General features: G+C 66.7%; 17 protein-coding genes. 9 read left to right on the top strand and 8 right to left on the bottom strand.

Annotation, left to right across the window (positions count from 1 at the left end; all coding sequences use genetic code 11):
• Positions 1-4 precede the first annotated feature (4 nt).
• Genes FNJ84_RS01215 through FNJ84_RS01205 form a run of 3 tightly spaced genes read left to right on the top strand, consistent with a single transcriptional unit; the run spans position 5 to position 5,626 of the window.
• On the top strand, positions 5-853 hold the full coding sequence (locus tag FNJ84_RS01215) for a uracil-DNA glycosylase family protein (RefSeq protein ID WP_143791085.1): 849 nt from the start codon (positions 5-7) through the stop codon (positions 851-853).
• Between the two features lie 50 nt (positions 854-903).
• Complete coding sequence (locus FNJ84_RS01210; protein WP_143791084.1) at positions 904-2,238, top strand: efflux RND transporter periplasmic adaptor subunit; 1,335 nt, start codon at positions 904-906, stop codon at positions 2,236-2,238.
• Positions 2,231-5,626, top strand: a complete 3,396-nt coding sequence (locus FNJ84_RS01205; protein WP_143791083.1) for an efflux RND transporter permease subunit — start codon at positions 2,231-2,233, stop codon at positions 5,624-5,626. The genes FNJ84_RS01210 and FNJ84_RS01205 overlap by 8 nt, the downstream gene beginning before the upstream one ends.
• On the opposite strand, the gene FNJ84_RS01200 is transcribed toward FNJ84_RS01205, so the two are convergent.
• Positions 5,568-6,395, bottom strand: coding sequence for a protein-disulfide reductase DsbD domain-containing protein (locus tag FNJ84_RS01200; RefSeq protein ID WP_255470999.1), 828 nt, complete (start codon positions 6,393-6,395; stop codon positions 5,568-5,570). The two genes, FNJ84_RS01205 and FNJ84_RS01200, sit on opposite strands and share 59 nt — an antisense overlap.
• Positions 6,396-6,500: 105 nt before the next feature.
• Here FNJ84_RS01200 and FNJ84_RS01195 point away from each other — a divergent pair, with 105 nt between their 5' ends.
• Positions 6,501-7,076, top strand: coding sequence for a YqgE/AlgH family protein (locus FNJ84_RS01195; protein WP_143791082.1), 576 nt, complete (start codon positions 6,501-6,503; stop codon positions 7,074-7,076).
• A gap of 38 nt (positions 7,077-7,114) precedes the next feature.
• Here FNJ84_RS01195 and FNJ84_RS01190 read toward each other — a convergent pair whose 3' ends face one another.
• Complete coding sequence (locus FNJ84_RS01190) at positions 7,115-8,083, bottom strand: L-threonylcarbamoyladenylate synthase (RefSeq protein WP_143791081.1); 969 nt, start codon at positions 8,081-8,083, stop codon at positions 7,115-7,117.
• Between the two features lie 110 nt (positions 8,084-8,193).
• Between FNJ84_RS01190 and FNJ84_RS01185 the strand changes: the two genes are divergently transcribed.
• The 4 genes from FNJ84_RS01185 to FNJ84_RS01170 all read left to right on the top strand — a co-directional run bounded on the left by FNJ84_RS01185 (position 8,194) and on the right by FNJ84_RS01170 (position 11,824).
• Complete coding sequence (locus FNJ84_RS01185; protein WP_143791080.1) at positions 8,194-9,891, top strand: acyl-CoA dehydrogenase; 1,698 nt, start codon at positions 8,194-8,196, stop codon at positions 9,889-9,891.
• A gap of 47 nt (positions 9,892-9,938) precedes the next feature.
• Positions 9,939-10,913 carry an MBL fold metallo-hydrolase gene (locus FNJ84_RS01180; protein WP_143791473.1) on the top strand — a complete coding sequence of 325 codons (975 nt, stop codon included), beginning with the start codon at positions 9,939-9,941 and terminating at the stop codon, positions 10,911-10,913.
• A gap of 52 nt (positions 10,914-10,965) precedes the next feature.
• The gene (locus tag FNJ84_RS01175; RefSeq protein ID WP_143791079.1) at positions 10,966-11,118 is read left to right on the top strand and encodes an aa3-type cytochrome c oxidase subunit IV; all 153 of its coding nucleotides are present in this window, start codon (positions 10,966-10,968) and stop codon (positions 11,116-11,118) included.
• 79 nt (positions 11,119-11,197) lie between these two features.
• On the top strand, positions 11,198-11,824 hold the full coding sequence (locus tag FNJ84_RS01170) for a hypothetical protein (protein ID WP_143791078.1): 627 nt from the start codon (positions 11,198-11,200) through the stop codon (positions 11,822-11,824).
• Here the strand turns inward: FNJ84_RS01170 and FNJ84_RS01165 are convergent.
• The 6 genes from FNJ84_RS01165 to greA all read right to left on the bottom strand — a co-directional run bounded on the left by FNJ84_RS01165 (position 11,809) and on the right by greA (position 16,005).
• Complete coding sequence (locus FNJ84_RS01165; RefSeq protein WP_143791077.1) at positions 11,809-12,141, bottom strand: AzlD domain-containing protein; 333 nt, start codon at positions 12,139-12,141, stop codon at positions 11,809-11,811. The two genes, FNJ84_RS01170 and FNJ84_RS01165, sit on opposite strands and share 16 nt — an antisense overlap.
• On the bottom strand, positions 12,138-12,926 hold the full coding sequence (locus FNJ84_RS01160; protein ID WP_185968383.1) for an AzlC family ABC transporter permease: 789 nt from the start codon (positions 12,924-12,926) through the stop codon (positions 12,138-12,140). Before FNJ84_RS01160 ends, FNJ84_RS01165 begins: the two co-directional genes overlap by 4 nt.
• A 100-nt stretch (positions 12,927-13,026) precedes the next feature.
• Positions 13,027-13,668: a 2-dehydro-3-deoxy-6-phosphogalactonate aldolase gene (locus FNJ84_RS01155; protein WP_143791076.1), complete on the bottom strand. Its 642-nt coding sequence runs from the start codon at positions 13,666-13,668 to the stop codon at positions 13,027-13,029.
• On the bottom strand, positions 13,665-14,600 hold the full coding sequence (locus tag FNJ84_RS01150) for a 2-dehydro-3-deoxygalactonokinase (RefSeq protein WP_255470998.1): 936 nt from the start codon (positions 14,598-14,600) through the stop codon (positions 13,665-13,667). The genes FNJ84_RS01155 and FNJ84_RS01150 overlap by 4 nt, the downstream gene beginning before the upstream one ends.
• Positions 14,587-15,531 (bottom strand): hypothetical protein, encoded by a 945-nt coding sequence (locus FNJ84_RS01145; RefSeq protein ID WP_143791075.1) that lies wholly within the window; start codon positions 15,529-15,531, stop codon positions 14,587-14,589. Before FNJ84_RS01145 ends, FNJ84_RS01150 begins: the two co-directional genes overlap by 14 nt.
• Before the next feature lie 3 nt (positions 15,532-15,534).
• On the bottom strand, positions 15,535-16,005 hold the full coding sequence (greA, locus tag FNJ84_RS01140) for a transcription elongation factor GreA (protein ID WP_143791074.1): 471 nt from the start codon (positions 16,003-16,005) through the stop codon (positions 15,535-15,537).
• Positions 16,006-16,237: 232 nt separating this feature from the next.
• Here greA and FNJ84_RS01135 point away from each other — a divergent pair, with 232 nt between their 5' ends.
• Positions 16,238-17,893, top strand: a complete 1,656-nt coding sequence (locus tag FNJ84_RS01135) for an electron transfer flavoprotein-ubiquinone oxidoreductase (RefSeq protein WP_143791073.1) — start codon at positions 16,238-16,240, stop codon at positions 17,891-17,893.
• Positions 17,894-17,938: the final 45 nt, after the last annotated feature.

Below are 17,938 nucleotides of genomic sequence, written 5' to 3'. Positions count from 1 at the left end.
TCCGATGACGGCGAATCCCACATATCTCGGTCACGATCTGACGCCCGAGGCCGCGCTGGCGCTGCTGGAATGGCAGATCGAGATGGGCGTGGACGAGCCGATGCTTGACGCGCCGGTTGATCGTTTTGATCTGCCCGATGCGGTCGAAAAGCCTCGGCGCCCGGCCGAAGCGGCTCTGCCGGGCATGGCGGCGGCCCCTGCGCCCGCGCCTCGCCCCTCGGCCGGCGAGGGGCCGGTGATCGAGGTGCTGGTGGCGCAGGCCGAGGCCGCCGCTGCGGCTGCCGACACATTGCAGGCGCTGGCCGATGCGCAAGAGCGATTTGACGGGATTGAACTGAAAAAGGGCGCCCGCAGTTTCGCCTTTGCCGATGGCAATCCCAAGGCTCGGGTGCTGATCCTGGGCGAGGCGCCGGGCGATGAAGAGGATCGCCAGGGCCGCCCCTTCGTGGGCCGTGCCGGGCAGCTGCTGGATCGGATGTTTGCGGCCATCGGCTTGGCGCGGGACGCGGTCGATGCCGAAAAGTCGCTATACATCACCAATGTTTTACCGTGGCGCCCGCCGGGAAATCGTGACCCGTCGCCCGATGAAATGGCGATGATGATGCCCTTCGTGCGGCGCCATGTCGAACTGGCGGATCCCGATTTCGTCGTGCTGATGGGCAATACGCCCTGCCAGGCTGCGCTGGGCCGTCGCGGCATTTTGCGGCTGCGTGGCCATTGGGCGCGTGCCTTTGACAAACCCGCCCTGCCGATGACCCATCCCGCCTATCTGCTGCGCAACCCGGTGGCCAAGCGCGAGGCCTGGGCCGACCTGTTGTCGCTGGCGGAAAAGCTGGACGCAGCGGGTGTTTAGGGTTCATTTCCTATTGATGGGTTAGTCCGGGCATAACGGACGGGTTTGACATGCGCTTTCTTCTACGCAGCCTTGGCGGGCTGTTCATCACCGCTGTGACCATCGGGCTGCTGTTTCTGGCAGCGTTCCAGATATGGGCGGCGCTGGAACAGGCGCGGACGGGCGGGCCGGGCGGACGGCCGATGCAGGAACAGGCCTTCACCGTCCAGCTTGTCACCCTGACGCCAGCGACGGTGCATCCGGTCATGCAGGTCTTTGGCACCGTCGAATCGCGACGCCGGCTGGAACTGCGCGCCGGCGCTTCGGGACGGATCACCTTCCTGTCGCCCGATCTGCACGAAGGCGGCCTGGTCGCGGCTGGTCAGCGGCTGGTCCAGACCGATCCATCGGCGGCCCAGGCCGCGCTGGATACCGGGCTGGCCGCGCAGGCCGAGGCACAGGCCGCGCTGGAGGATGCGCGCCGTGACGTGCTGATCGCCACCGACGATCTGGCCGCAGCCCGCATTCAGGCCGAACTGCGCCGCGCCGCCTTCGATCGCCAGCGCAGCCTGGCCGATCGCGGGCTGGGGACCAGCACCGACCGAGAAACCGCCGAGCTTGCCGCCTCTGGCGCCGAGCAGGCTGTGCTGTCGCGCCAATCCGCGCTGGCAAATGCGCAAAGCGCGGTCTCGACCGCCGAGCTGGCCGTCCGTCGCAACCAGATCGACCTGACCGAGGCCCGCAGGACGCTGGATCTGACCGAGGTGCGCGCCAGCTTTGCCGGGCGCGTCACCGATGTCGCCGTGGTCGAAGGCGGGCTGGTCAGCCAGAACGAACAGCTGGCCCAGATTCTCGACCCCGATGCGCTGGAGGTGCAGATCCCGCTGTCGCTGCAACAATATTCCCGGCTGGTGGTGGGGGATGCCGTGCTCGTGGGCACGCCCGTGCGGATCGTGCTGGATGGGTCGGCGGGGCGGATCGCAGTGGATGCGCATCTGGATCGTGCGGCCGCCTCGGTGGCCGAGGGCGCGGCCGGCCGCACGGTCTTTGCCCGGCTGGATCAGCCCGACCCGCGTTTGCGCCCCGGCGATTTCGTGACCGTCGAAATCGACGAGCCGCCCTTGGCCAATGCCGCGGTGATTCCGGCGGCGGCGGTTGGCGCGGATGGCGCGGTGCTGGTGGTTGGCGCGGATGATCGGCTTGGGGCCTATCCGGTCAGCGTGCTGCGCCGGCAGGGTGATGATGTGGTGATCGCGGTCAGCGCCGAACTGGTCGGCGCGCGGATCGTGGCCGAGCGTGCGCCGCAGCTGGGCACGGGTATTCTGGTCCGCGACGCCGCCGCGCCGCAGCCCGATCAGGGCGCGAGCCAACAGGCGCTTCGGCAGGGGGCGCAGGCCGATGGCTGAGGATGGCGGCAGCGGACGGGGCATTCTGTCGCTGTTCACGCGCCACGCCACGCTGGCCAATCTGGTTCTGGCGGTCATGGTCGTCGGCGGGCTGGTTGCTGCGCCACGGATGCGGGCGCAGTTCTTTCCCGATACGGTGATCGAGCAGATCAACATCTCGGTCCAATGGGACGGTGCCGGCGCCGAGGATGTGGACCGATCGGTCATCGCGGTGCTGGAACCGGCCTTGCTGGCGGTCGAGGGCGTCGCCGCCGAGGAATCGCGCGCCACGCAGGGCGCCGGACGGATCGAGCTGGAATTCGAGCCGGGCTGGGACATGTCCCGTGCCATGACCGAGGTGGAAACGGCGATTTCCACCGTCGACACCCTGCCCGAAGGCGCCGAGGACCCCGAAATCAGCCGTGGCGCCTGGCGCGACCGGGTGGCCGATGTGGTCATCTCTGGTCCGGTGGGCGTGGATCAGCTGGGCCGGCTGGCCGACGATCTGCTGAACCGGCTTTACGCGCGCGGCATCACCCGCGCCACAGTGTCCGGCCTGACCGCGCCCGAAACGCTGATCGAGGTCAGCATGGCCGATCTGGTGCGCCACGATCTGACGATGGAACAGATCGCACAGGTCGCGGCCGCTGCGGCCAGCGCGCAGCCGGCCGGGGATGTCTCATCGGGCGCGGCGCGGGTGCGCACCGGGTCCGAGGCGCGCGACCCGGCCTCGGTCGCGGCGCTGCCGCTGCGGCTGGCCTCGGACGGGACCGAGCTGACGGTGGGCGATGTGGCGCGCGTCACCTCGTCGGGGATGGACCGCGAGGTTGCCTTTTACGTCGGCAGTGATCCCGCCGTCGTCATTCAGGTGATGCGATCCGCCGCCGGTGACGCCATCGGCATGCAGCGCGAGGTCGAGGCCGCCGCCGCCGAGATGCGCCCGAGCCTGCCCGATGGGGTGGCGGTCGAACTGGTGCGCGCGCGTGCCGAACAGATCTCGGGCCGGCTGCAAATCCTTGTGGATAACGCCATCATGGGCCTGGGGCTGGTGGTCTGCCTGCTGTTTCTGTTCCTGAACGCGCGCACGGCGCTGTGGGTGGCGGCGGGGATTCCAGCCTCGCTGCTCAGTGCGATCGGGTTGATGTATCTGTTCGGCATGACGCTGAACATGATCTCGCTTTTCGCGCTGATCCTGACACTGGGAATCATCGTCGACGATGCCATCGTGGTGGGCGAACATGCCGATTACCGCGCCCGCAAGCTGGGCGAACGTGCGGTGGTCGCCGCCGAGCGCGCGGCCTATCGCATGGCCGCGCCGGTGGTGTCCTCGACGCTGACCACGATCATCGCCTTTGGCGGGCTGATGGCCATAGGCGGGCGCTTTGGCAATCTGATCGTGGATATTCCGCTGACCGTGATCATGGTGCTGGCTGCCTCGCTGATCGAGTGTTTTCTGGTGCTGCCCAACCATATGGCGCATGCGCTGACAAAGACCGCGCGGAACAATTGGTATGACAAGCCCTCGAAGGTGGTGAACCGGGGGCTGGACTGGCTGACGGAACGGTTTGTCCGGCCGGTGCTGGGCTGGATCATCCGCCTGCGCTATCCGGTGCTGGCGGCGACGATCGCGCTGTTCGGCTGGTCGGCGGCGGCGATGATTTCCGGGCAGGTGCCCTGGCGTTTCTGGGATTCGCCCGAACATGGCAGTGTCGCGGGCAATTTCGCCATGCTGCCCGGCGCCACGCGCGACGATACGATGCGCGTGCTGGGTCTGATGCAGGATGCCGTCGATGAGGTCGCTGGCAGGTATCAGGCCGAATACGGCACCAACCCCGTTACGCATGCCATGGCCCAGATCGGCGGCAATTCCGGCCGCCCGCTGCCGGGGGCCGATACCAAGGATGCCGATTTGCTGGGCTCGATCCAGATCGAGCTGATCGACGCCGATCTGCGCCCCTATTCCAGTTTCGATTTCGTCGCTGATCTGCAACAGGCGATGCCCGCCGATCCGCGGCTGGAAACGATCAGCTTTCGCGGCTTCCGTGGCGGGCCGGGGGGCGATGCCATTTCGGTGCGCCTGTCGGGGGCCGATGCCCAGCAGCTGAAAAACGCCGCCGAGGCGCTGAAGGCGCGGCTTGCCGCCTTTCCCGAGGTCTTGGCGCTGGAAGACAGCATGTCCTATGACAAGGAAGAACTGGCGCTGGAACTGACGGCGCAGGGCCGCGCCCTTGGCTTTACCACCGAGGGGTTGGCGCGCGAGTTGCGCCAGCGCCTTGGCGGGATCGAGGCCGCCAGTTTTCCCGTTGGCACGCGCACCGGCACGATCCAGGTCGAATTGCCGGAATCCGAGAGGCGCGGCGACTTTCTGGACCGGATGATGATGCGCGCCACATCGGGCCAATGGGTGCCGCTGGCCGATATCGTGACCGTGGGCAGCCGTGCGGGCTTTTCCACGATCCGGCGCGAAAACGGGGTTCAGATGATTTCCGTCACCGGCGATCTGTCCGAGGGCGACCCGGCACGCGCCGCCGAGATCACCCAGAACCTTGAAAACGTGATCTTGCCACAGATCGCCTCGGATTTCGGCGTCGATTACGAGGCTACCGGCCTGGCCGAACAGGAACGCGATTTTCTGGGCGAGGCGGCACTGGGTTTCGCGCTGGCCATGTTGGGCATCTATATGGTGCTGGCATGGATCTTTGCGTCATGGACGCGGCCGCTGGTGGTCATGGCGGTCATTCCCTTTGGCCTGATCGGCGCGGTCTGGGGGCATACGATCTGGGGCCTGCCCATGTCGATGTTCTCGATCGTCGGGCTGATCGGCATGTCGGGCATTGTGATCAACGATTCCATCGTGCTGATCTCGACTGTCGATGAATATGCCGCGAGCCGGGGGATGCGGCCGGCGATCATCGACGCGGTCTGCAACCGGCTGCGCCCGGTTCTGCTGACCACGCTGACAACGGTGCTGGGGCTGGCGCCGCTGCTGTATGAACGGTCCTCGCAGGCGCTGTTTCTGAAGCCCACCGTGGTGACGCTGGCCTATGGGCTGGGCTTTGGCATGCTGGTCGTGCTGCTGGTGGTGCCGGCGGCCCTGGGCGTGGGCGAGGATATCGCCCATGCGCGGCGGGGCCTGCGGCGCGGTCTGCGTGCCGGGCCGTTGCGGCTGCCGCTGACAGTCGGGGCGCTGATCGCCGCTGCGGGTTTCGTGACGCTGCTGCTGCCCGTGGCGCTGGCGCAGGTGTTGTCACTGCCCGGTTGGTGGCCGGTCGCGGCCTCGGCGGGGCAGGCGATGGCGTGGTATATGGCGGCGGTTGTGCTGGCAGTGGTGGTTGCGGGCGGGCTGGCGATTAGCCGGTCGGGTCGCAGCCCTGCATCTGCATCACCTGCTGATCACCGATCAGCGTGAATAACAGATCGGCCGGGTCCAGATCAAAGGGCGCGCCCTCGGGCGGGACCAGATCGGCACTGGCCGTCAGCCCGCCATCGGGGCCAAAGGCGGCATCGGGGACCGAGACCCAGACCTCGGGCCGGCCCGGAAACTCGACCGCCAATGCCTTGAATCCACCGGCATCGGCCAGGGTCACGTCGATCTGCATGCCGTCCTCGATCGGGTCCAGGCGGCAGCTTGGGCGCAGTGCGCTGTCGATGGGGCGCCGGTCCAGCGCGGCCTGGATCGCGGGGTCCGGCCGGTCGGCGGCAGGGGGCGCTTTCAGGGTCAGATTGGCGGGGATGCAGATGTTCTCGCACAGGCCGAATTCGACCGTGGCAGTCAGATTGATGGGCTGGTCCGGCTGTTTCGGGGTGACCTCGAAGGGCAGGACCAGCCGGTCATGAAAGCCAAAGCTGAGACTGCCGCCGGAATCAATCAGTTCGGGCGCGGGCCAGTGAAAGGTGACGTCGCCCAGATTGTCCGAGCCTTGCCAGTCAAAGCTGGGCGGGATGCCGCTGTCGCCGGGACTGCGCCAATAGGTTTTCCAGCCCGGTTCCAGCACCAGTTCAAGCGCGGCGATCCGGCGGCCCTGATCGTCTGTCCAGCCGGGCAGCAGCCGGGCCGAGGTCAGGCCGGGCGGCAGGGTCTGGGGCAGGGTCTGGGACAGGGTCTGGGGCTGCGCGATGGATGGGGCCGGCACCAACAGCGGCAGAAGCATCAGGGCGGCAAGGGTCGGGTGTTTCATGCAGGCAGGTCTAGGGTGGTTGCGGGTCTGCGCAAAGTCACATTCGCGCGCGGGGCTTGCAACAGCGGGCGCGGGTGACGATCATCATGAAGGACAGGAGAGACCATGACAGAACAGTGCACAGACCTGACCGGAAAGATCCTGATCGCCATGCCTGGCATGCTGGACCCGCGTTTCGAGCGTTCCGTGGTGCTGATCTGCGCCCATTCGGCCGAGGGCACGATGGGTCTGGTGCTGAACCGCCCCCTGCCCGAGATCGGCTTTCGCGATCTGCTGGGGCAACTGGGCATCGACACCGATGACCGCACGCGCGGGATCGAGGTCCGCTTTGGCGGGCCGGTCGAGCCAGGGCGGGGATTCGTGCTGCATCGCGTGCCCGAGGGCGGTGGCGATGTCGACGGCACGATGCGGATCGGTTCGCATCTGGCGATGACCACCACCCGCGATATTCTAGAGGATCTGGCGCAGGGGAATGGTCCGGGTGATGCGGTTCTGGCGCTTGGCTATGCCGGTTGGGGGCCGGGCCAGCTGGATGACGAGATGCTGGCGAATGGCTGGCTGACCGGCGAGGGCGCGGATGACTTGATCTTTGGCCATGACAATCAGGGCAAGTGGAATGCCGCGTTGCGGGCGCAGGGGGTTGATCCGTCGTTGTTGTCGGCTGCGGCGGGGCGGGCCTAGGGGGCTTTGCCCCCATCGCCTGCGGCGATTCCCCCAGGTTATTTGGATGAAGAAGAAGCCTGTCGCGGCGCGGCGGCGCGGCGCAGGCGGTCGTTGATTGCCGTGCCCAGCCCGTGATCGGGAATCGGGGCGACCGCGATGGCGCGGCCTTCGCGGTCGGCGCGGCGCAGCAGGTCGAAAAGGTGGGCGGCGGCCTCGGTCAGGTCGCCGGTGGGCGAGAGGCTGAAGGGGCCGGGCCGGCCGAAGGTGATATGGGTTTCGCCGGGCAGGGCGGTTTCGGCGTTCAGGCGCAGCGCGGCATTGGGGGCGTAGTGGCTGCTGAGTTGGCCGGGCGCGGTCGGCGTGTCGGGATCAGCCTGATGATGGTCGAGGCGGTGGCCAAGCGCGGCCTCGATCGCCTCGGCGGGGATGCCTCCGGGGCGCAGCAGGGTGGCGCGGTCCTGATGCCAGCCGATGATGGTCGATTCGACGCCGACCGGGCAGGGGCCGGCATCCAGCACGGCAGCAATGCGGGTATCGAGGCCGCCGTCCGGGTCGAGGACGTGATCGGCCGTTGTCGGGCTGATCCGGCCTGACGCATTGGCGGAAGGCGCCGCCAGCGGCCCGTCAAAGGCGCGCAACAGCGCCTGTGCCGCCTGGGCTGCGGGAACCCGGATTGCGACCGTATCCAGCCCCGCCGTGACCAGCGAGGCGATGCCGCTATCGGCCCGGAGCGGCAGCACCAGGGTCAGCGCGCCGGGCCAGAAGGCTTGGGCCAGTTCCATGGCCTGCGGGGGCAGGTGGGCGATGCGCCGGGCCGCCGTCAGATCGGCCACATGCACGATCAGAGGGTTGAAGCTGGGCCGTCCCTTGGCCGCATAGATGGCCGCCACCGCCGCCCCGTTGCGGGCGTCGCCAGCCAGGCCGTAGACGGTCTCGGTCGGGATGGCGACGGTCTGGCCCTGGCGCAGCAATTTGGCGGCCTGTGCGATGCCGGTTTCGTCTGAGGCGAGTCGGAGGGTCTGCATTCGTGACGCCGGGTTCGGGTTGCTGGATCCTTGGCGGGCGTTAATGTGACGCATGAAATTCGCGTGGATCGGCCCGGCCCAGTGCCTAGCCGAACGAAGGGGGAAAGACCATGAGCTATCGCGCACCTGTCGACCAGATCGCCTTTATCCTGAAAAATATCGTGCCGTTCCCCAGACTGGCCGATACAGAGCTGTTCGCCGAAGCCACGCCCGAGACGGTCGATGCGATCCTGTCCGAGGCCGGCAAGATGGCCGAGAACGAGATCGCCCCCTTGAACCGCAATGGCGACTTGACCCCGGCGCGGCTGGAAAATGGCAAGCTGCGGTCCTCGCCCGGATTCGATGCCGGGTTCCGCGCGATCGCCGAGGGCGGCTGGATCAGCCTTGCCTCGGACCCGGAATATGGCGGGATGGGCCTGCCGCAGGCGCTGAATATGGCGGTGGCCGAGATGTTGGCTGGGGCCTGCCTGTCGCTGCAACTGAACCCGCTGCTGACGCAGGGCCAGATCGACGCGTTGCAGCATCATGCCAGCGACGAGATGAAGGCCCTGTATCTGCCCAAGCTGAACAGCGGCGAATGGTCGGGCACGATGAACCTGACCGAACCGGGTGCGGGCAGCGATGTGGGCGCGCTGACCACCAAGGCCGAGCCGAATGGCGATGGCACCTATTCGATCACCGGGCAGAAGATCTTTATCACCTGGGGCGACAGTGACGTGACCGAGAACGTCTGCCACGCCGTTCTGGCGCGACTGCCGGACGGGGCCAAGGGCACCAAGGGGATCAGCCTGTTCATGGTGCCGAAATTCATCCCCGATGCCGATGGCAACCCTGGCGTGGCCAACAGCCTGAAGGTCGTCTCGCTGGAACACAAGATGGGCATTCATGGCAGCCCCACCTGCGTCATGAGCTATGAGGGCGCGACCGGCTGGCTGATCGGGCGCGAACATGGCGGGATGGCCGCGATGTTCACCATGATGAACGCCGCCCGTCTGGGTGTGGGTGTGCAGGGCGTCGGCGTGGCCGAGGCGGCCTTGCAGCAGGCTGTGGCCTATGCGACCGAGCGCAACCAGTTCGGCCCGATCATCCGCCATGCCGATGTGCGCCGGATGCTGGCCACCGCGCGGGCCGAGGTCTTTGCCGCCCGCGCCATCTGCCTGGCCACCGCCGCCACGGCGGATCTGGCGCGCGCCACCGGGGACGAGGGCTGCGCGGCCCGCGCCGCCTTCCTGACGCCGATCGCCAAGGCCCATGGCACCGATGTTGGTTGCCGCGTGGCAGATATGAACGTGCAGGTGCATGGCGGCATGGGCTTCATCGAGGAAACCGGCGCCGCGCAATATCTACGCGATGTGCGGATCACCCCGATCTATGAAGGCACGAACGGCATTCAGGCGATGGATCTGGTCGGCCGCAAGATGTCCGATGGCGGCGAGGCGGCGACGCGCCTGCTGGACGAGATGATGGATGCCGCCAAGGCCGCGCAGGCGCAGCTGCCCGATCTGGCGAGCGATGTCTGGCAGGCGGTCGAGACCCTGCGCGAGGCGACGCAGGCCATGCTGGATGCGGATCTTCAGGACCGCTTTGCCGGTGCCGTGCCCTATCTGGACGCCTTCGCCCGCGTGCTGGGGGCCTGGTTCCACCTGCGCGCCGCCCAGACCGGGGACGAGGGGCGGATCACTCTGGCGCGGATCTATATCACCCGGATCCTGCCGCGCTATGCCGCCGATCTGACCGAGGCGCAGGTCGGGCTGGCCGATCTGAACGCGATCAGCGACGACCAACTGGCGGGGGTCTTTGGCGCGTGATCCGCTATCCGCAGGAACAGCCCCCCGGCGAAGGCGAGGCCATCGCCATGGCCGAGGGCGTGCTGTGGATGCGACTGCCGCTGCCCATGACGCTGGACCATGTGAATGTCTATGCGCTGGATGATGGCGAGGATGGCTGGACCATTCTGGATACGGGGTTTGATTCGCGGCGCAGCCGCGCGATCTGGCAGGCGCTGATCGACGGGCCTCTGGCCGGGCGCCGGATCCACCGGGTTATCGGCAGCCATCATCATCCCGACCATATCGGGCTGGCGGGCTGGTTCATGGCCGATCACGGGGCCGAGCTGATGATCAGCCGCACCGCCTGGCTGACCGCGCGAATGCTGGTGCTGGACGAACAGGATCGCCCGACCCCGCAGGCGCTGGATTTCTGGCGTCGGGCGGGGATGCCGGCTGATCTGCTGGCGCGGCGGGCGGCGGAACGGCCCTTCAATTTCGCCGATGCGGTGCATCCGCTGCCTTTGGGTTTCACCCGGATCAGCGATGGCGACCGGCTGTGTTTCGGCGGGCGCGAATGGGCCGTGCATATGGGCGATGGCCATGCACCCGAACATGCGACCTTCTGGTCGCTGGATGACGATCTGGTGCTGGGGGGCGATCAGCTGCTGCCCTCGATCTCGCCCAATCTGGGGGTCTATCCGACCGAGCCCGATGCCGACCCGGTCGGCGAATGGCTGCGATCCTGCCGCCGTTTCGCGGAATTGGCCCAGCCACGCCATCTGGTGCTGCCCGGCCACAAGCTGCCCTTTACCGGCCTTCCCGACCGCTTGGGCCAGCTGATCGAAAACCATACCAGCGCGCTGGACCGCATGACCGAGGCACTGCGCCAGCAGGCGCGCACGGCGGTCGGCTGTTTCGACATCCTGTTCAAGCGCCGCATCGGTGAGGCCGAGTTCGGCCTGGCGCTGGTCGAGGCGGTGGCCCATGTCAACCACCTTCGCCATCTTGGCATCCTGCGGGCCATGGGCGAAAGCGATGGTGCCGTGCTGTGGGGGGCGTGACACGCCGCTCGCAATCGGCTATCGCAGGACCGAACCAGAACCGGAGGGGCGCATGGCCACGCATCACGAAGTTACTGAATACAAGCCGGGTGAAATGGACATCACCGAACATAAGAAGACCTTTGCCGGCTTCATCAAGCTGTCGACCTGGGTGGTTATCATCTCGCTCGGTGTGCTGGTTTTCATGGCGCTGGTGAACGCCTGATCCGTCAGGCTGATTGTCGGCAGGGTCATTTCTGACCGGCAGAGACGAATAACATGACGAAGACGGGCAGGACAGCAGCATGAAAAGACGGGCGTTTCTGGCAGGCGCGGCGGCGCTGCCCCTTGCGGCTTGCGGGGCTGATAATATCTGGGCCAGCGACGAAGCCGTGCGGGCGGCGCGTTTCGCGACGGGCGAGCCGCCCTCGGTTGCCCTGTTCACCGTCATTGGCATTCCCAAGGGCGAAGGCGGCCATTCGGCGCTGATGATCAATGGCAGTCATCGGGTGATCTTTGACCCGGCGGGCAGCTGGAACCATCCGCGCATCCCTGAACGCCATGACGTGCTGTATGGGATCACGCCGAATTTCAAGAACTTCTACATCGACTACCATGCGCGCAGCACCTATTGGGTTGCCGAAGATACGGTGCCGGTCAGCCTGGCTGTTGCCGATGCCGCCATCCGCTCGGCCGAACAGCAGGGCGCGGTCAGCAAAAGCTTCTGCGCCGTGGGCACGGGCGAGGTTCTGCGCCGGGTGCCGGGCTTCCAGGGGGCGCCCAGGGGGTTTTCGCCGATCAAGCTGCGGCAATGGTTCCTGACCCTGCCGGGCGTGACCTCGCGCAGCCATCGTGATGGCGATCCGGCGAATAACCACGATGTCCTTCTGCGTCAGAAGGACGGGGTGATCACCGGCTATCCCAGGAACTGAAGCATCGCGACCAGCGTGCCGGCGCCGGCAAGGATTGCGGCCAGCATGTTTTTCCAGATCATGCCGACGGCGACCGTGGCAATGGCCGCGACCAGCCGTGCGGGATCGGTCTGGCCCTCGGTCGCGGCGGGCCACATGACCAGCGGCGCGACCAGCGCGGGCAGCACGGCCACCGGGGTATAGCGCAGCAGCCGCAGCACCCAGGTTGGCATGACATAGCGCCCAAGCGCCCCCAGAAACGACCAGCGAATCAGGAACGTCCCGGCGCCAAGCGCCAGGATCACCAGCCAGACACCACTGTCGGAAAGCGTGATCATTGGGCTTTGCCTTTCTGCCGGCGTTCCATCCAGGCCTCGACCGCTGCGCCGGCGGCCATGCCGATTGGGGCGGCGATCAGCAGACCCGTCCCCGCCGGCATCCAGGCCAGAAGCAGCGCCATGATCACCGCGACCAGCGCCGCGACCTTATGCGCCAGCGTCCGCAGCATCGGCGCGATCATCGCCAGAAAGGTGATCGGGATCGCGAAATCCAATGCGATGCCATCGGGGATCGCCTGACCGACCGTCGCACCCACCACGCTGGAAATCGCCCAGGGAATGCACATCGCCGCCGCCGCGCCATAGAAATAGGCCAGCCGCTGCGCCAGGCTGAGGCGCGGGTTCATCTCGTAATGCTGGATCGCCAGTGCATAGGTCTGATCGACCAGCAGATAGGCCACCGCCGCCCGGTCCCGCCCCGAGGCCTTGCCCAGCCAGGGCACCAGCGAGGCCGAATACATCGCCATCCGCAGATTGACCGCAAGCGCCGACACCACCGCCAGCAGTGCCGGCACCTGATCCGACAGCAGTTGCACCGCGGTGAACTGCGAGGCGCCGGCCAGAACCAGCACCGAAAAGCCCAGCACCTGCGCCAGATCCAGCCCGACATCGCTGGCCAGCACCCCAAACAGCAGGCCAAAGGGCAGCAGCACGATCAGGAAGGGCAGCGACTGCACCATGCCATGCCGGAAACACTGTGCCGGGCTGCGTGCCAGAACGCGATCCAGCGCCGCGTCCTCGACGGGTGGGGGCAGGTCATGCGGGGATGTCGGGTTGGGGGACATGGTCAACTTGCAGAAACTGAATATTCTGCCTGAGTGTCACGCCCATCTGGCGCGCACAAGGGTTGTCTTCGCGGTTGTCTTTGCGCGCTGCCTGCGCCGGTCAGGGCCGTCCGGCCGGACCGAAGGCCCGATCATAGGCCGCGACCAGCTGCGCGGCCTTTCCCGCCACCATATCGGCACTGTCGCCCGGCCTGTAGATCGCCGAACCGATGCCGAAGCCGTCAGCTCCTGCCGCGCGCCATTCGGCCATGTTCTCGGCGGCGACACCGCCCACGGCAAAAAGCGGCACCTCACGCGGCAGAACCGCCCGCATCGCCTTCAGCCCGACGGGGCCGATCAACTCGCCCGGAAACAGCTTCAGCGCATCGGCGCCGGCTTTCAGGGCCGCAAAAGCCTCGGTCGGGGTCATCACGCCTGGATAGGACAGCAGACCGGCCGATTTCGTTGCCGCAATCACCGCCGGATCGCAATTGGGCGACACGATCAGCCGCGCCCCGGTCGCCCCGACCGCCACCACCTGAGACGGCATCAGCACCGTGCCGGCCCCGATCAGCGCCTGCGCGCCAAAGGCATCTTGCATGGCCGCGATGCTGGTCAGGGGATCGGGCGAGTTCAGCGGCACCTCGATCCGGGTGATGCCTGCCCCAATCAGCGCCTTGGTGACGGGCAGCGCCTGATCCGGTGCGATTCCGCGCAGGATGGCAACAAGCGCACGGCCGTTGTTGATCTGGTCACCTTTCATGTCGCCCCGATCTGCTGATAGGCCTGCGCCAACCCCGCCAATGCCATGCCGCCGCCATCGTGCCGGCTGGCCTGCACGCCCTGCGCCGCCAAAGCGGTGGCATAACGTTCGGTCAGCGTCGGCGCCCCGATCAGCGCGACCTGCTGGCCCAGCCACCAGCCCCGCATCGCGGCCAGCTCGGCCCCGATCAGCAGGCCCGACAGCCGCGCCCGGGCCGCATCGGGGGCCAGCCTGCCGGCCAGCCCTTCGGCACGCAACTGAAACAGCCGTGCCAGCAGCCGGTCGGCATCGCGGCGGCCCTCGGCCACGCCGTCCTGAAAGGCGGCCTCGTCCCAGCCTTCGCCGATCCCGTGCCGCAGCACCGAGGATTGCGACAGCAGCTGGAACATCTCGCCCGTCAGCGCTGTCTGAAAGCCCACGACCTCGCCCGCGCTGATCCGCGCCCATTTCGAATGGGTGCCTGGCAGCGCGATGACGCCGTCGAAATCGGGCTGGGCGGCCAGCAGCCCGGCAATCTGGGTTTCCTCGCCGCGCATCACATCGGCGGGATTGTCCTGGCGCATGCCCGGCATGATGCGCAACGTGATCCGGCGGTCCTGTACCGGCGCCGTGACCATCGCAGTGGGGGCCAGTGGCGCGGCGGGCACGTCGAGATAGGGGGCCTCGATCCAACCCTGGCGGCCGCCGACCATGCCGCAGGCCAGCACCGGCATCGGATCCCGGCCCTGACCCAGCCAGCCGCCGATCACCGACATCAGCGCGGCTTCGAAGGCGAGGGCACCCGAAAGCCCCGCCGCGCCAGGCCCTTCGGCCTTTGCAAGCACTGCGGTCGTGCCCCGCATGGCATAGGCGCGCAGGTTGGTGCTGCCCCAGTCCAGCGCGATCCAGTCCGGCATGGGCCGGCTGTCGGTCATCGGATCAGCCAAAGACATTGGCGGCGCGGCCCAGCAACATGAAGGCGCGGGCAGATCGGGTGTCGGCCAGCCGCGCCAGTTGCGCATCATCCAGCCCGCCGCCGATCCGGGTCAGCATCAGATCGAAATGGCGCAGGAAATGATGGGCGCTGTCTCGAAAGATCTCGTCGCTCTTCAGCATGGCCTGCACCAGATCCAGCGCGGCGGCGTCATGCACCGCACCCATGGCCTGAACGGTATCACCCCGCATCCCCTCGGCAAAGCGACGCCACAGCGCCGGGCGCGGGGCGTCGGGGACCAGATGTTCCATATACAGCCCGTTTTCGGCCAGCAGCGCCACCACATCCTGCGCCGAGCGGATGACGCGGGAACTGTCATGGTCGCGCAGCGCGGCCCGCAAGGCGGTGATGGTTTCCACATCATCCGGGCCTTCGGGAAAGTTCAGCGCCCGGATCAGATCGTCGGGATGAACGGCCACCGATACCGGGGCATCGAACCGCATCGCCGTCTGCCGGCCATCGCCGCCGGCCACGGGGCGCGGTGCAGCAGGCTGGGGCGCGGCGGCGGGGGCATGGGCGCGCCGGGGCGCCGCCTGGGCGGCTGCGGTCTGTGCTGCCGGTGCCGGTGCCGGATCAGTCGCCATCGCGCCGGCAGTCACGCGCCCCGCAGCATCGCGCATCTGGCCAAGCCGCAGACGCAATTCGGCGGCTTCGGCGCGCAGCGTGGCCAATGCGCCCGCCAGCCCCACGGCCATCCAGATCAGCACCACCGGCAGCAGCACCGCCAGCGCCGAGGCCAGCCGCAACAGCCCGCTGACCGGGGCATCGGCATCCGGCCCGAACAACCAGAACAGCCCGGCCATCAGCAGCCAGAGGGCGGTCAGGACAATGCCGATGGTCACGGCCTCGTCGCTGCCCAGGGCCGCGCCTATCCGTTTGCGCAAGCTCATCGGTTATTCGTAGCGGATGGACAGGATTTCATAGCTTTTCTGGCCGCCCGGCGTGACGACATCGACGCTGTCGCCCTCTTCCTTGCCGATCAGGGCGCGGGCCAGCGGCGACCGGATATTCAGCCGGCCGCGTTCGATATCGGCCTCGGGTTCACCGACGATCTGATAGGTCTTTTCCTCGTCCGTATCCTCGTCGACCAGCCCGACGATGGCGCCGAACTTGATTGCGCCGGACAGTTTCGAGGTGTCGATGACCTCGGCCCGCGACAGGATGCTTTCCAGTTCCTTGATACGGCCCTCGATGAAGCCCTGCTTTTCGCGTGCGGCGTGGTATTCCGCATTCTCGGACAGATCGCCATGTTCGCGTGCCTCGGCAATGGCGCGAATGACGGCGGGGCGTTCCTCGGATTTCAGCTGGCCCAGTTCCTTGTCCAGCGCCTGATGCCCGTTTCGCGTCATCGGTACTTTTTCCATCGTCGGCCTTTCACTCACCCAAAGCAATCAGATGCTAATCGAACGCCCCTGCCAACGGTGCTGGCAGGGGCGCATATTCAACGGCTACCCTGCATCCAAGCCAAAGGCGAATGCAAGCCCGGCCAAAGGAATTAGGCATGAATTGGCCATATGGCCCCCTGCGTCATGATTGCCCTATGCCATTTCGCGGGTTACTAGCTTGACCAGCAAATCTGAGGGAAGAGAGCCAGCCATGACGGATGAGACCCCGATCGAACGCGAGTCGATGGAATATGATGTCGTGATCGTGGGGGGCGGGCCATCTGGCCTGTCGGCGGCGATCCGGTTGAAGCAGATCAACCCCGAGCTTTCGGTCGTGGTTCTGGAAAAAGGTTCCGAAATCGGCGCGCATATCCTGTCGGGTGCGGTTCTGGATACCTCGGGGCTGGATCGGCTGATCCCGGACTGGAAGGCGAAGGGCGCCCCGATTTCGACCGAGGTGACGGACGACAATTTCTATGTGCTGGGCGAGGCCGGTCAGGTGCGCGTGCCGAACTGGCCGATGCCGCCCCTGATGTCGAACCATGGCAAATACATCGTCAGCATGGGCAATGTCTGCCGCTGGCTGGCCGAACAGGCCGAGGCGCTGGAGGTCGAGATCTTTCCCGGCATGGCCGCCAGCCAGATCGTCTGGGACGGCAACCGGGTCAAGGGCGTGGTCGCCGGCGAATTTGGCCGCAATGCCGATGGCAGCATTGGTGACGGCTATGAACCGGGGATGGAGTTGCATGGCAAATACGTCTTTATCGCCGAGGGCGTGCGCGGCAGCCTTGCGAAAGAGATCATCAACCGCCTGAACCTGTCCCAGGGCCACGAGCCGCAGAAATTCGGCCTGGGCATGAAGGAAATCTGGGAGGTCAAACCCGAGAAGTTCCAGAAGGGCCGCGTGGTTCACACGATGGGCTGGCCGCTGGGCAAGAACGCGGGCGGCGGCAGCTTTATCTATCACCTTGAGAACAATCAGGTTCTGGTCGGCTTCGTTGTGCACCTGAACTATCAGAACCCTTATCTTTATCCTTATATGGAGTTCCAGCGCTTCAAGCATCACCCGATGGTCGCGGACCTGCTGGAGGGCGGCAAGCGCGTCGCCTATGGCGCCCGTGCGATCAGCGAAGGCGGCTGGCAGTCGATCCCGGAACTGTCCTTTGACGGCGGCATGCTGCTGGGTTGCTCGGCCGGGTTGGTGAACGTGCCGCGGATCAAGGGCAACCACAACGCCATGCTGTCGGGCATCGAGGCAGCCGAAGCCGCCGCCCGCGCCATCGCCGAGGGCCGTGAAGGCGACCGGCTGACGGATTACGATCAGGCCGTGCGGACCGGCGAGATCGCCAAGGATCTGAAGCGCGTGCGCAACGTCAAGCCGATCTGGTCCAAGCTTGGCTTGTGGCCCAGCCTCGCACTGGGCGGCTTTGACATGTGGGTGTCGAACCTGACGGGCTGGAATCCGCTGGGGACGTGGAAACACGGCAAGACCGATGCGCAGGCGACCGGCAAGGCGCGCGATTTCCAGCCGATCGACTATCCCCGGCCTGATGGGGTGCTCAGCTTTGACCGGCTGACCAATGTGTCCTTCAGCTTTACCAATCACGAGGAATCGCAGCCCAGCCACCTGAAGCTGAAGGATCCCTCGATCCCGATCAGCGTGAACCTGCCCGAATATGCCGAGCCGGCGCAGCGTTACTGCCCGGCCGGGGTCTATGAGGTGCTGGGCGAGGGGGCCGAGGCGAAGTTCCAGATCAACTTCCAGAACTGCGTCCATTGCAAGACCTGCGACATCAAGGATCCGTCGCAGAACATCAACTGGACGACGCCGCAAGGCGGAGACGGGCCGAACTACCCGAATATGTGATCGCGGGGCCGGGCGGGGCGGCGTTGCCCCTCGCCAGCCCCGGCG

This window comes from Paracoccus sp. M683 (assembly GCF_007096355.1).
Classification (GTDB): Bacteria; Pseudomonadota; Alphaproteobacteria; order Rhodobacterales; family Rhodobacteraceae; genus Paracoccus.
The sequence above is the reverse complement of the archived record's forward strand: the minus strand, read 5'-3'. Positions and strand labels throughout refer to the sequence as shown.